General features: G+C 79.6%; 11 protein-coding genes. 8 read left to right on the top strand and 3 right to left on the bottom strand.

What is annotated here, in order from left to right:
• Positions 1-52: 52 nt before the first annotated feature.
• Positions 53-529 (bottom strand): hypothetical protein, encoded by a 477-nt coding sequence (locus ACI79X_RS17015; RefSeq protein ID WP_457026600.1) that lies wholly within the window; start codon positions 527-529, stop codon positions 53-55.
• Between ACI79X_RS17015 and ACI79X_RS17010 the strand changes: the two genes are divergently transcribed.
• On the top strand, positions 528-1,424 hold the full coding sequence (locus ACI79X_RS17010) for a CPBP family glutamic-type intramembrane protease (RefSeq protein WP_457026599.1): 897 nt from the start codon (positions 528-530) through the stop codon (positions 1,422-1,424). The two genes, ACI79X_RS17015 and ACI79X_RS17010, sit on opposite strands and share 2 nt — an antisense overlap.
• Before the next feature lie 38 nt (positions 1,425-1,462).
• The gene (locus tag ACI79X_RS17005; protein WP_457026598.1) at positions 1,463-4,681 is read left to right on the top strand and encodes a BTAD domain-containing putative transcriptional regulator; all 3,219 of its coding nucleotides are present in this window, start codon (positions 1,463-1,465) and stop codon (positions 4,679-4,681) included.
• 3 nt (positions 4,682-4,684) lie between these two features.
• Here ACI79X_RS17005 and ACI79X_RS17000 read toward each other — a convergent pair whose 3' ends face one another.
• Both ACI79X_RS17000 and ACI79X_RS16995 read right to left on the bottom strand, forming a co-directional pair.
• Positions 4,685-5,122 carry an SRPBCC domain-containing protein gene (locus ACI79X_RS17000; protein WP_457026597.1) on the bottom strand — a complete coding sequence of 146 codons (438 nt, stop codon included), beginning with the start codon at positions 5,120-5,122 and terminating at the stop codon, positions 4,685-4,687.
• 35 nt (positions 5,123-5,157) lie between these two features.
• The gene (locus ACI79X_RS16995; RefSeq protein WP_457026596.1) at positions 5,158-5,619 is read right to left on the bottom strand and encodes a DUF309 domain-containing protein; all 462 of its coding nucleotides are present in this window, start codon (positions 5,617-5,619) and stop codon (positions 5,158-5,160) included.
• Positions 5,620-5,797: 178 nt separating this feature from the next.
• On the opposite strand from ACI79X_RS16995, the gene egtA reads away from it, so the two are divergent.
• The 6 genes from egtA (at position 5,798) to ACI79X_RS16965 (ending at position 11,611) form a co-directional block, all read left to right on the top strand.
• A complete protein-coding gene (egtA, locus tag ACI79X_RS16990) occupies positions 5,798-7,054 on the top strand; it encodes an ergothioneine biosynthesis glutamate--cysteine ligase EgtA (protein WP_457026595.1) in 1,257 nt (418 codons plus the stop codon).
• Positions 7,051-8,343 carry an ergothioneine biosynthesis protein EgtB gene (gene egtB / locus ACI79X_RS16985; protein ID WP_457026594.1) on the top strand — a complete coding sequence of 431 codons (1,293 nt, stop codon included), beginning with the start codon at positions 7,051-7,053 and terminating at the stop codon, positions 8,341-8,343. The genes egtA and egtB overlap by 4 nt, the downstream gene beginning before the upstream one ends.
• Positions 8,344-8,345: 2 nt before the next feature.
• Positions 8,346-9,056, top strand: coding sequence for an ergothioneine biosynthesis protein EgtC (egtC, locus tag ACI79X_RS16980; protein WP_457026593.1), 711 nt, complete (start codon positions 8,346-8,348; stop codon positions 9,054-9,056).
• A complete protein-coding gene (egtD, locus tag ACI79X_RS16975) occupies positions 9,053-10,024 on the top strand; it encodes an L-histidine N(alpha)-methyltransferase (protein ID WP_457026592.1) in 972 nt (323 codons plus the stop codon). The genes egtC and egtD overlap by 4 nt, the downstream gene beginning before the upstream one ends.
• Positions 10,025-10,127: 103 nt before the next feature.
• Positions 10,128-10,943: a DUF4397 domain-containing protein gene (locus ACI79X_RS16970; RefSeq protein WP_457026591.1), complete on the top strand. Its 816-nt coding sequence runs from the start codon at positions 10,128-10,130 to the stop codon at positions 10,941-10,943.
• A 5-nt stretch (positions 10,944-10,948) separates the two neighbouring features.
• Positions 10,949-11,611, top strand: a complete 663-nt coding sequence (locus ACI79X_RS16965; protein WP_457026590.1) for a class F sortase — start codon at positions 10,949-10,951, stop codon at positions 11,609-11,611.
• Positions 11,612-11,627 lie beyond the last annotated feature (16 nt).

The following is an 11,627-nucleotide window of genomic DNA, read 5'->3' as shown; positions in this document are numbered from 1 at the left end:
GGGTCCATCGTGGCACCGCGGTCCGGGCCGGACGTGGTTCCGGTCACAGTGGTCACGGCGTCCGGCCGAGCGGCTCCAGCACCACCTCCAGGCCGCCGTCGGCCGCGGCGGCCACGAGGGCGGCGCCGTCCAGGGGCGGCGGGCCCACGAGCGCGGCCAGCGTCCGCTCCGGCCCGGACGGGAAGCCGACGGCGGCCAGCCGGGCGGGCGCCGGGCCGCCGGCGACCGACCAGGTCACCCCCCGCGGGCAGACGACGACCGAGCCGGCCGGGCGGGCCTGCGGTGGGGCCGCCCCGACGGCGAGCGCGGGCGCCCCGTCGAGGACGACGAGCACCAGGTCGGCGCGGCGGGCGAGGTAGCGGTGCGCCGGGGTGCCCGCCGGGAGGGTCAGCACCTGCGCGCCGGGGAGGACGGCGTCGATCGGCTCCATGGCCGCACGGTGCTCCCGCGCACTGGTGGGCCGCTGGTCGGCGCCACGCCAGCCGGTGACCAGCGGTCGACCAGGGCGGGCGCCGAGCGTGACCGCCATGACCTCCTCGCTGTCCACCCCCGCGGCGGCCGCCGCACCGGCATCCGCCGCCCGCCCGTCCCCGTGGCGGGAGATCGGCGTCTTCCTCAGCGTCGTCGCCGCCCTGCTCACCGTCACCACGTCGGTCGCCGCGGCAGCCGGCGCCGACGTCACCCGTGTCGACGAGGCACCGCCGCTGGTCCAGGCGCTGCTGTTCGGCCAGGCGCTGATCCCGCTGCTGGCCGCCGTCGTGGCCCGGCTGGTCACCGTCGGGACGCTGCGCCGGCCGGACTGGGGCTTCCGCCGGACGTCGCTGCGCAGCCTCGGCACCGCGTGGCTGTGGGCGCTGCTGCCCACGCTGGCGGCCGGCGTCCTGCTGTGGGTCACCGGCCTGGCCGGCTTCGCCTCCGACGCCGTCGGGCCGATGCTGCCGCTCGGCCTGACCGTGCTGGTGCTGCCCTACGTGGCGCTCGCCCTCGCCGAGGACGTCGGCTGGCGCGGCCTGCTGGTGCAGCGGCTGGCGCAGGTGGCCGGTCCGCGCACCGTCGTGCTGGTCGGCGGGCTGGCGTGGTCGCTGTTCCACTGGCCGCTGGTGCTCTTCGTCGGCGGCGCGCCGGCGGGCGTCCCGGTGGTCTTCGCGCTGGCCTGCCTCACGCTGGGCACCACCTCGCTCGGCGCCGTCCTGGCGGGCATGCAGCTGCGCTGGGGCATCTGGCCGGGCGTGCTGGCGCACGCGGTGCTCAACGCGCTGCTCTACCACGTGCTCGCGCCGCTCACGGCCGACAGCGGGCCCACCGAGTGGTTCTCCACGGAGACCGGCGTCATGGGCGCGGTCACCCTGCTGCTGGCCGCGCTCGCCTGGTGGCGGGTCGCCCCGCTGCGGCGGGCGCCCGGCGGCGGCACGGTCGCCGGCTGACCGCGGGGACCGGGCCCGAGCACCTACCCTCCTGCGCCGTGGAGCTGCGGCTGGACGTCCTCGGGCCGACCCGGCTGACCCGGGACGGGAGCGAGCTGGACCTCGGCGGGCGCCGGCCCGCCGAGGTCCTGGCGCTGCTCGCGGCCGCCGAGGGCCGGGCCGTCCCGGCGCCGGCGCTGGCCGACCGGCTGTGGCGCGGCGCCCCGCCGGCCACCGGGACGACGACCCTGCAGGGCCACGTCAGCCGCCTGCGCCGGCTGGTCGACCCCGGCCGCGGCGCCCGCGACGCCGCCGTCCTGGTCACCCGCGGCGACGGGTACGCGCTGGTCCTCCCGCGCGCCGCCGTCGACGCGCACGCCTTCGCCGACCTGGTGGCCGCCGGCACCGCCGGCGACGACCGGGAGGCCGCCCGGCTGCTGCCCGAGGCGCTCGCCCGCTGGCAGGACCGCCCGTACGCCGACGTGGCGGACGTCGACGACGTCGTCCCGGTGGTCGCCCGGCTCGAGGAGCTGCGGCGGGTCGCCGTCGAGCGGCTGGCCGAGGCGCGGCTGGCCCTCGGCGGCGGCGCGGAGCTGGTGCCCGGCCTCACCGAGGCGGTGGCGGTGTCCCCGCAGCGGGAGCGCACCGCCGGCCTGCTGGCCCGGGCGCTGTACCGCGCGGGGCGGCAGGCCGACGCCCTCGACGTGCTGCGCCGCGTCCGCGAGCGGATCGCCGACGAACTCGGCCTCGACCCCTCCACCGAGCTGCGCGACCTCGAGGCCGCGGTGCTGCGCCACGACCCCGCGCTCGGCGCGGGGTCGGCGCCCGCGCCCGGGGCGGCGGCACCTCCTCCCCCGCCCGCGCCCGCCCCGCCGGTGCCCGCCACGGACGGCTTCGTCGGCCGGCCCGCCGAGCTGGCCGCCCTGGCCGCCGCGTGGTCGGCGGCCTCGGCCGGGCGCGGCACCGCCGTCGTGGTGACCGGCGAGCCCGGCATCGGCAAGACCCGGCTGGTCGAGGCCTTCGCCGCCCGCGCCGGGGCGGCGGTGCGCTGGGGCCGCTGCGCGGAGATCGGCGGGGCACCGCCGTACTGGCCGTGGCAGCAGGTGCTCGGCGGCCTGCCGGAGGCGGCGCTCGGCACCGACACCGGCGCCCGCTTCGCGCTCGGCCTCGACACCGCCCGCCGGCTGCACGCGCTCGCGGCCGCCGCGCCGCTGCTCGTCGTCCTCGACGACCTGCAGTGGGCCGACCGTGACTCCCTGCACGTGCTCGAGGTCGTGCTCTCCCAGCTGCACGGCAGCCGGGTGCTGCTCGCCGTCACCTGCCGCGAGGAGGCCACCGGCGACGAGGGGCTGTCGCGGGTGCTCGGCGCCGCGGCCCGCCTGCCCGGTGCCCGCCGGCTGCGCCTGGGCGGCCTGGCCGCCGACGAGGTGGCCGACCTGGTCGGGGAGCTGCGCGGCGTCCCCGCCGAGGACGCCGCCGCGCTCACCGCGCGCACCGGCGGCAACCCGTTCTTCGTCACCGAGCTCGCCGCGCTGCCGGCCACCTCGGGCCCGGCCGTCCCCGCGGGCGTGCGCGACGTCGTCCGGCTGCGGGTGGCCGCACTCCCCGCCGACGCGCAGCGCGTGCTGGCCACCGCCGCCGTCGCCGGCCGCGAGGTGTCGCTGGCGCTGCTCGGCGCGGCGCTGGGCTCCGGCGACCCCGCCGGGGTGACGGCGGCCCTGCGCACCGGCCTGCTGCTGGAGACCATCCCCGGCCGCGTCCGGGTGGCGCACGACCTGGTGCGCGAGGTGCTGCTGGCCGACCTCGGCCCGGTCGAGCGCGCCGCCGTCCACGGCCGGCTCGCCGCCGCGCTGGAGAGCGGGCCCGCCGCGGCCACCTCCGCGGGGGCCATCGCCGTGCACCGCAGCGAGGCCGCCGCCGGAGGGCCGGACGAGCCCGCGGCCCGGGCCTGCCTGCGCGCGGCCGGCGAGGCGCTGGACCGGGCCGGCGTCGACGAGGCGGTCGCGCTCGCCGCGCGGGGGCTGGCGCACGTGCCGGCCGGCGTCCCGGCGCTCGCCGCCGACCTGCACCTGCTGCGCGGCGAGGCGCTGCGCCGGCTGGGCCTGCTGGAGGACAGCGGCGCCGAGCTGCGCACCGCCGCCGGCCTGGCCCGCGCCGCCGACGACCCCGCCCGGCTGGCCCGCGCCGCCGTCGCCTCGGCCGGGGGCGGGGTGGGTGGCTACTGGGCGTCGGTGGGCGCGCCGGCCGCCACCGACGTCGCGCTTCTGGAGGAGGCCGCCGCCCGGGCCGGCGAGCTGCCGCCCGCGCTGGCCTCGGCGGTGCTGGCCGCGCTGGCGGTGCAGCGGTCCTCGTCGGGCGAGCCCGGCGGGCGGGAGCTCGCCGACCGGGCACTCGCCGCGGCGGGCGACTCCCCCGCCGCGCGCCCGCGCGCGCGGGTGGCCCGGTTCGTCGCCGACTGGACGCCGGCGCACGCCGCGAGCCGGGTCGCGCTGGCCCGGACGATGCTGCGCGAGTCCGCCGGCGACCCCGCGGCCGAGGCCACCGCCCTGCACCTGCTGCGCTGCGCGCTCACCGAGACCGCGGAGGCCGGGGAGGCGGCGGTGGTGAGCCGGCGGTTCACCGAGCTGGCCACCCGCCGCGGCGACGGCGACCTGCTGCAGCTCGACGCCTGGTGGTCGGCCGGCCTCGCGCTGGCCCGCGGCGACGCCGACGGCGCGCGCCGGCTGGCCGACGCCGCCGTCGCCGACGCGCCCACCACCTCCCCGGCCGCCGCCGACGTCACCCGCATGTCCCGGCAGACCATCGAGGGCATCGCCGCCTGGCACGAGCGGCGGATGCCCGGCCTGGTGCCGGAGGTGGTCGACCTGGCCGCCACGGTGGACCCGGGCTGGCTGGCGGTCCTGGCCCAGGCGCACGCGCAGGCCGGCCGGCACGAGGCGTCCCGCGCCGCCGTCGAGCGGTGGCTCGGCTTCCCCGCGCACGGCGCCCGCGAGCCGGTGCGCACGGTGCTGCTCGCCGACGTCGCCCTGGAGCTGCGCGCCCGCGACCTCGCCGCCACGGTGCTGTCGGCGCTGCGCACCTACGGCGACACGGTGGTGGTGCTGTGGGCCGGGACGACGGTGCTCGGCCCGACGGCGCTCTACCGCGGCGGCGTGCTCGGTCTGCTCGGCGAGCCCGGCGCGGCGGCCGAGCTGGAGCGGGCGCTGGAGCTGTGCGACCTGTTCGGCTTCGCGCCGTTCGCCGCCCGCGCCCGGGCGCTGCTCGCCGAGTTCTGCTGAGCCTCAGCCGGAGCGCTGGGCCGACCGCTCGGCGCGCGCCTTGAGCCCCGCGCAGAACTGGCGGAACGAGGGGTTGAGGTCCGGCGTCGCCCGCTCGGTCACCCAGGCCAGCGGGCCGGTCTGGTCCTCGCGGACGGTGAGCACCGTGCCACCGCCGTCCTGCCGGTCGAGGGTGTAGGTGCGCTCGATGACCGCCAGCCCGAACGGCAGCCCGCCGCGCCAGCGCATCGCCTCGCCCGGCCGCAGCTCGGTGACGGTGACCGCGAACGGGCGGCTGCGGATCATCGTGGCGTAGAGGGTCAGCCGCTCGCCGAGCGCGACGCGGCCCTCGACCCGGTCGACACCGGAGTCCCAGTCCCGCCAGCTGCCGACGTCGACCAGGTGCCGCCACACCTCGTCCGGCGCCGCGTCGATCCGCGTGGCCGCCTCGTAGCTGCGCATGGGGCCTCCTCCCGCCGCCCGCAGTCTGCCCGGGCTCAGGAGCGCGGGCCAGGTGCGCGCAGGCGGAACGGCCGGTCCGGGTCGAGCGGCCCGCGCGCCCAGGCGAGGAGCCCGGCGACGTCGAGGCCGTGCGGCGGCGCGGCGGCGTACGGGGCGACGTTGCCCGCGCCGCGCTCCACCAGCGTCGCCGCCCCGCGCGCGTTGCCCCGGGCGGCGTGGGTCAGCCCGACGGCGAGCTGCGCCAGCCCGCGCCAGAGCTGCCGCTCCTCCTCCGGCGCGGCCTTCCAGGCGTCCTCCAGCACCTCGTGGGCGTGGAAGGGCCGGCCGGCGTCGAGCAGCGCCTGGGCCTCCGCGACCGCCTCGTCCGGGGTGCGGGGCACGCCCTCCGGCGCCCGCTCGACGCCCTCGGCGCCGTGGGGGAGCGGCCGGCCGAGCGCGTCCCGGGGGCGGGCGTTGCGGGCCCGGCCCTCGACGTCGCGGTCGCGCGGGACATCCATCCGGCGATCGTGCGACGAACGCGGGGAGACGGCACGACGACGGCCGCCGGAGGGGGTTGTCACCGCGGCCGTCGCGTGACTGGATGGGAGCCGAGGACGGCCGCGCACTGGAGGCCGCCCCCGCACCGACCCGCGGTCGCCCCGGCGACCGGTCCGGACCTGGAGGGGGGTGGGCGCCGTGGCGCCCGTCGTGGAGGAGTGCACCGAGCTCGACCTGGACGCCGCCGTCACGGCCGTCACCGCCGCCGCGCTGCGGCCGGGGCCCGTGGGCACCGTCGGCCTGGAGCTCGAGGCGCACCTGGTCGACCTCGACGCGCCGGCGCAGCGGGTGCCGTGGGAGCGCGTCACCGCCGCCGTCGCCGGGTTGCCGCCGCTGCCGGGCGGGTCGCGGGTGACCCTGGAGCCCGGCGGGCAGGTGGAGCTGTCCGGCCCGCCGCTGCCCGGCGCCGCCGCGGCCGTGGCCGCACTGCGCGCCGACCGGGCGGTGCTCGCCACGGCGCTGGCCGCGGACCGGCTGGCGCTCGCGCCGCTGGGCACCGACCCGCTGCGCCCGCCCGCGCGCGTGAGCCCCGCCCCGCGGTACCGGGCGATGGAGCGGCACTTCGCCGCGGTGGGCTGCGGCGAGGCGGGCGCGGCGATGATGACGGCGACCGCGTCGCTGCAGGTCAACCTGGACGCCGGCCCGCGGGAGGGCTGGGGCGCGCGGGTGTCGCTGGCGCACCGGGTGGGTCCGGTGCTGGTGGCGCTGTCGGCGTGCTCGCCGCTGGCCGGCGGGCGGTCCACCGGCTGGCGCTCGGCGCGGCAACGGGTGTGGGGCGCGCTGGACCAGCGCCGCTGCGGTCCGCTGCTCGGCGGTCCCGACCCGGCCGGCGAGTGGGCCGACTACGCGCTCGCCGCCCCGGTGATGCTCGTGCGCGACCCGGCGACGGGCGCGGCCGAGCCGGTCCGCGCGCGGGTGCGGTTCGCCGACTGGGTCACCGGCGCCGCGCCACTGGGCGGGCGCCGGCCGACGACGGCCGACCTCGACTACCACCTGTCCACGCTGTTCCCGCCGGTCCGGCCGCGCGGCTACCTGGAGGTCCGCTACCTCGACGCCGCCCCCGAGCCGTGGTGGCCGGCGCTGGCCGCGGTCACCACGGCCCTGCTCGACGACCCGCGGGCCGCCGACGCCGCCGCCGACGCGACCGCGCCGGTGGCCGGCGCCTGGACCCGCGCCGCCCGCGACGGGCTGGCCGACCCCGCCCTGCGCACCGCCGCGGTGGCCTGCCTGGCCGCGGCGCTGGCGGCCGTCCCCGCGGCGCTGCGTCCCGAGGTGGAGGCGCTCGCCGCGCTCGCGGGGTCCGGCCGCTCCCCCGGCGACCTGCTGCCTCCGGATCCCGCCGCCGCCCTGCTGACCGCCTCCCTCCCCACCGTCGGCCCGGAGGACCTGCCGTGACCGCCCCGACCGCCGCCACCCCCGAGGCCCTGGCCCGCGAGCTGGAGGCCGCCCGCCGGCGCACCCTGCTGCTCACCGACCACGACGACCCGGAGCTGCTGCGCCAGCACAGCCCGCTGATGAGCCCGCTGGTGTGGGACCTCGCGCACGTCGGCCAGCAGGAGGACCTGTGGCTGCTGCGCGGCGGCGACGCCTCCCGGCCGGGCCTGCTGCCGCCCGCCGTGGAGGCGCTCTACGACGCGTTCACCCACCCCCGGGCGGTGCGCGACCGGCTGCCGCTGCTGCCGCCGGTGGAGGCCCGCGCCTACGTCGGGGAGGTGCGTGGCCGGGTGCTCGACCGGCTCGAGCGCTCCGGTGCGGACGACGACCCGTTCGACGTCGCCATGGTGGTGAGCCACGAGGCCCAGCACGCCGAGACGATGCTGCAGACCCTGGGCCTGCGCACCGGCCCGCCGCTGCTCGGCGACGGCACCCCGCTGCCGCCGGGCCGGCCGGGCGTGGCCGGGACGTCGGTGGCCGTCCCCGGCGGGCCGTTCGTGCTCGGCGTCGACGCCGGGGACGAGCCGTTCTCGCTGGACAACGAGCGGCCGGCGCACGTCGTCGACGTCCCCGCCTTCCGCATCGGGCGGGTGCCGGTGACCAACGCCGAGTACGCCGCGTTCGTCGCCGACGGCGGCTACGACACCCCGCGCTGGTGGTCGGCGCGCGGCTGGGCGCACCGGCAGGAGGCCGGGCTCACCGGCCCGCGGAACTGGAGCCCCGACGGCACGGTGCGCACCCGCTTCGGCGTGCTGGAGGAGGTGCCGCCCGACGAGCCGGTGCAGCACGTGACGTTCTTCGAGGCCGAGGCGTACGCCGCCTGGGCCGGCGCCCGGCTGCCCACCGAGGCCGAGTGGGAGAAGGCCGCCGTCTGGGACCCGGCCACCGGACGGCGGCGGCGCTGGCCGTGGGGTGACGCCGACCCGACGCCGGCGCTGGCGAACCTCGGCGGCACCGCGCTGCGGCCCGCGCCCGCCGGCGCCTACCCGGCGTCGGCGTCCCCGTACGGCGCCGAGCAGATGGTCGGCGACGTCTGGGAGTGGACGTCGTCGGACTTCACCGCCTGGCCCGGCTTCCGCCCGATGCTCTACGCCGACTACTCCGCGCCCTTCTTCGGCGGCGACTACAAGGTGCTGCGCGGCGGCGCGTGGTCGGTGCAGCCGTCGATCCTGCGGCCGAGCTTCCGCAACTGGGACCACCCGGTGCGCCGGCAGGTGTTCAGCGGCTTCCGGCTGGCCTGGGACGCGTAGGGATGTGCCGCCACCTCGCCTGGCTCGGCCGCCCGCGGTCGCTCGCGTCGCTGGTGCTCGAGCCGCCGTCGTCCCTACTCGTGCAGTCGTGGGCGCCGCGGCGGCAGCGGTACGGCACGGTCAACGCCGACGGCTGGGGCGTGGGCTTCTGGGCGGAGGGCCGGGAGGGCCCGGCGCGGTGGCGCTCGGCCCGCCCGCTGTGGGGCGACCCGTCGTTCGCCTCCGTGGCGCCGGTGCTGCGGTCGACGTGCGTGGTGGCCGCCGTCCGCTCGGCGACCGTGGGCATGCCGCTGGAGGAGAGCGCGGCGGCGCCGTTCACCGACGGCCGGTGGCTGCTGTCGCACAACGGCCGGGTCGACCGGGCGGTGCTCCCCGCCGTGCGCGACGCCGAGTCCACCGTCGACAGCGCGCTCCTCGCCGCGCTGGTGTTCGCCCGCGGGCCCGAGGCGCTCGGGGACGTCGTCCGGGAGGTGGGCGCCGCCGACCCCGCCGCCCGGCTGAACCTGCTCGCCGCCGACGGCACCCGGCTGCTGGCCACCACCTGGGGCGACACGCTGTCGGCGCTGGTCACCGACGAGGGGACGGCGCTGGCCAGCGAGCCGTGGGACGACGACCCCGCGTGGACCGACCTCCCCGACCGCTCGCTGGTCGCGGTGACCCCCGACGGCCTCACCGTGACCTCCCTCGACCGCCCCAGCAGAGGAGCTCCGTGACCGACACGCAGGACCGCCTGGGCCCCGACGACGCCGCCGCGCTCGCCGCCGACGTGCGGGCCGGGCTCACCTCGACGCCGAGGTCGCTGCCGCCGCGCTGGTTCTACGACGCCCGCGGCAGCGAGCTGTTCGACGAGATCACCCGGCTGCCCGAGTACTACCCCACCCGCGCCGAGCGGGCGGTGCTCGAGGCGCACGCCGGTGACGTCGCGGCGGCGTCGGGCGCCGACGTGCTGGTGGAGCTCGGCAGCGGCACCTCGGAGAAGACGCGGCTGCTGCTCACGGCGCTCGCGCGAGCCGGGACGCTGCGCCGGTTCGTGCCGGTCGACGTCGACCCGTCCGTGCTGGCGGCGGCCGGCGCGGCGATCCGCGACGAGTACCCGGGCGTCGTCGTCGAGCCGCTGGTCGGCGACCTCACCCGCGACCTGGCCCGCCTGCCCCGTACCGGCCGGCGGCTGGTGGCCTTCCTCGGCTCCACGATCGGCAACCTCGAGCCCGGCCCCCGCGCGGACTTCCTGCGCGACCTCGCCGCCACGCTGCGGCCGGGCGACTCCTTCCTCCTCGGCACCGACCTGGTGAAGGACCCGGCGCGGCTGGTGCGCGCCTACGACGACGCCGCCGGGGTGACCGCCGAGTTCAACCGCAACGTGCTGGCGGTGCTCCGGCGGGAGCTGGGCGCCGAGGTGGACCCCGACGCGTTCGAGCACGTGGCGCTGTGGGACCCCGACGCCGAGTGGATCGAGATGCGGCTGCGCGCGCGGTCCGACCAGGTGGTGGCGGTGCCGGCGCTGGGGCTGGAGGTGCCGTTCGCCGCGGGCGAGGACCTGCGCACCGAGGTGTCGGCGAAGTTCCGCCGCGAGGGCGTCGAGGCCGAGCTGGCCGCGGCCGGGCTCGCGATGACGCACTGGTGGACCGACCCGGCCGGCGACTTCGGGGTGTCGCTGTCGGTCCCGGGAGGGCCCTCGTAGCGCCATCGGCTCCCGTTCCCCGCTCGGGTGACGCGGGCTGCATCCGGACCTGGGAGGACGCCGGAAGAGGGGGTGTCAGCAACCCCGGACCCCGGAGGACCCCGTGACCCGCACCCGCACCCTCGGCATCGCCACCGTCGCCGGTACCGGCGCACTGCTGGCGCTCGGCGTCGCACCCGCCTCGGCCGCCGACACCGCCACCGTCTCCGTGCTGCACGCCGTCCCGGACACCCCGGTGGACGTCTACGCCAACGGCGAGCGGCTCATCGACGACTTCCAGCCCGGCACGCTGACCGACCCGCTGTCGCTCCCGGCCGGCTCCTACGACCTGGCGCTCTTCCCCGCCGACGCCCCCGACGGCTCCGGCTCGCCGCTGCTGTCGGCGAACGACGTCGCGGTGCCGGCCGGCGCCGACGCCACCGTGGTCGCCCACCTGACCGCCGAGGGCCAGCCGGCGCTCACCCCGTTCGTCAACGACACCTCCGAGGTGCCGGCGGGCCAGGGCCGGGTCACCGTCCGGCACACCGCCGCCGCCCCCGCCGTCGACGTCCGCGCCGGCGGCCAGGTGGTCGTGCCGAACCTGGGCAACCCGAACGAGGCGTCGCTCGAGGTCCCGGCGGGCACCGTGAGCGCCGACGTCGTCCTGGCCGGCACCTCGACGGTCGCCATCGGCCCGGCCGACCTCGAGGTCGCCGAGGGCGCCACCACGATCGTCTACGCGTGGGGCTCCGAGGAGGCCGGCTACGAGCTCGCCGTCCAGACGATCAGCGGTGGTCACTCCTCGCCGTCCGGCGTCCCCGGCGGCAGCGCCGGCCTCGCCGACGACGAGGGCCTGCCGACGCCGCTGCTCGGCCTGTCCGCCCTGGGCCTGGTCGGCGCCGGACTGGCCGCCCGCCGGCTCGCCACGACGCGGGCCTGACGGCCGTGCGACCCGCTGCCGCCGGCGTGGCCCTGGGCCTGGCCCTCGCCGTGGGCGTGCCCACCGCGTGGGGGCTGACCCGGCCCCCGGCGGCGGCGGGCGCACCCGTCCAGCAGGCCCTCGCCGCGACCCCTCCCCCGACGCCGGCGCCCGCTCCCCCGCCGTCGTCGGCCGTGCCGCAGGTGACCACCCGTGACGCCGCGCCGGTCCCCGCCGCCCGGGTGGTGCCGCCGGTGCGGCTGGAGGTGCCCGCCCGCGGCCTCGACGTCCCGGTCGACCCGGTGGGCGCCGCTCCCAACGGGCAGATGGCCATCCCCGACGACGTCGACCGCGCCGGCTGGTACCGCTTCGGGCCGGCACCGGGCGCGCCGGGCTCGGCGGTGGTCGCCGGGCACGTCGACGACGTCGAGCAGGGCCTCGGCGCACTCGCGGCCCTGCGCGCGGCCGAGCCCGGCGACGAGGTGCTGGTCACCGACGCCGCCGGGACCGTCACGCGCTGGCGGGTCCTCGGCCGGGAGCTGCTCGACAAGGGCGCGCTGCCGGTCGACGACCTGTTCCGCCGCGACGGTCCGCCCCGGCTGACCCTCGTCACCTGCGGCGGACCGTTCCTCCCCGACGTCGGCGGGTACCGCGACAACCTCGTCGTCGTGGCGGAGCCGGCGCCGTGACCGGCCTGCTCGAGCC

The sequence above is a fragment of the Geodermatophilus sp. SYSU D01119 genome (assembly GCF_054049975.1).
The sequence above is the reverse complement of the archived record's forward strand: the minus strand, read 5'-3'. Positions and strand labels throughout refer to the sequence as shown.

Coding starts and splice junctions, on each gene's coding strand:
- ACI79X_RS17010 (WP_457026599.1), top strand. CDS start 528: ATGACCTCCTCGCTGTCCACCCCCGCGGCGGCCGCCGCACCGGCATCC.
- egtC (WP_457026593.1), top strand. CDS start 8,346: ATGTGCCGCCACCTCGCCTGGCTCGGCCGCCCGCGGTCGCTCGCGTCG.
- ACI79X_RS16995 (WP_457026596.1), bottom strand. CDS start 5,619: ATGGATGTCCCGCGCGACCGCGACGTCGAGGGCCGGGCCCGCAACGCC.
- ACI79X_RS17000 (WP_457026597.1), bottom strand. CDS start 5,122: ATGCGCAGCTACGAGGCGGCCACGCGGATCGACGCGGCGCCGGACGAG.
- ACI79X_RS17015 (WP_457026600.1), bottom strand. CDS start 529: ATGGCGGTCACGCTCGGCGCCCGCCCTGGTCGACCGCTGGTCACCGGC.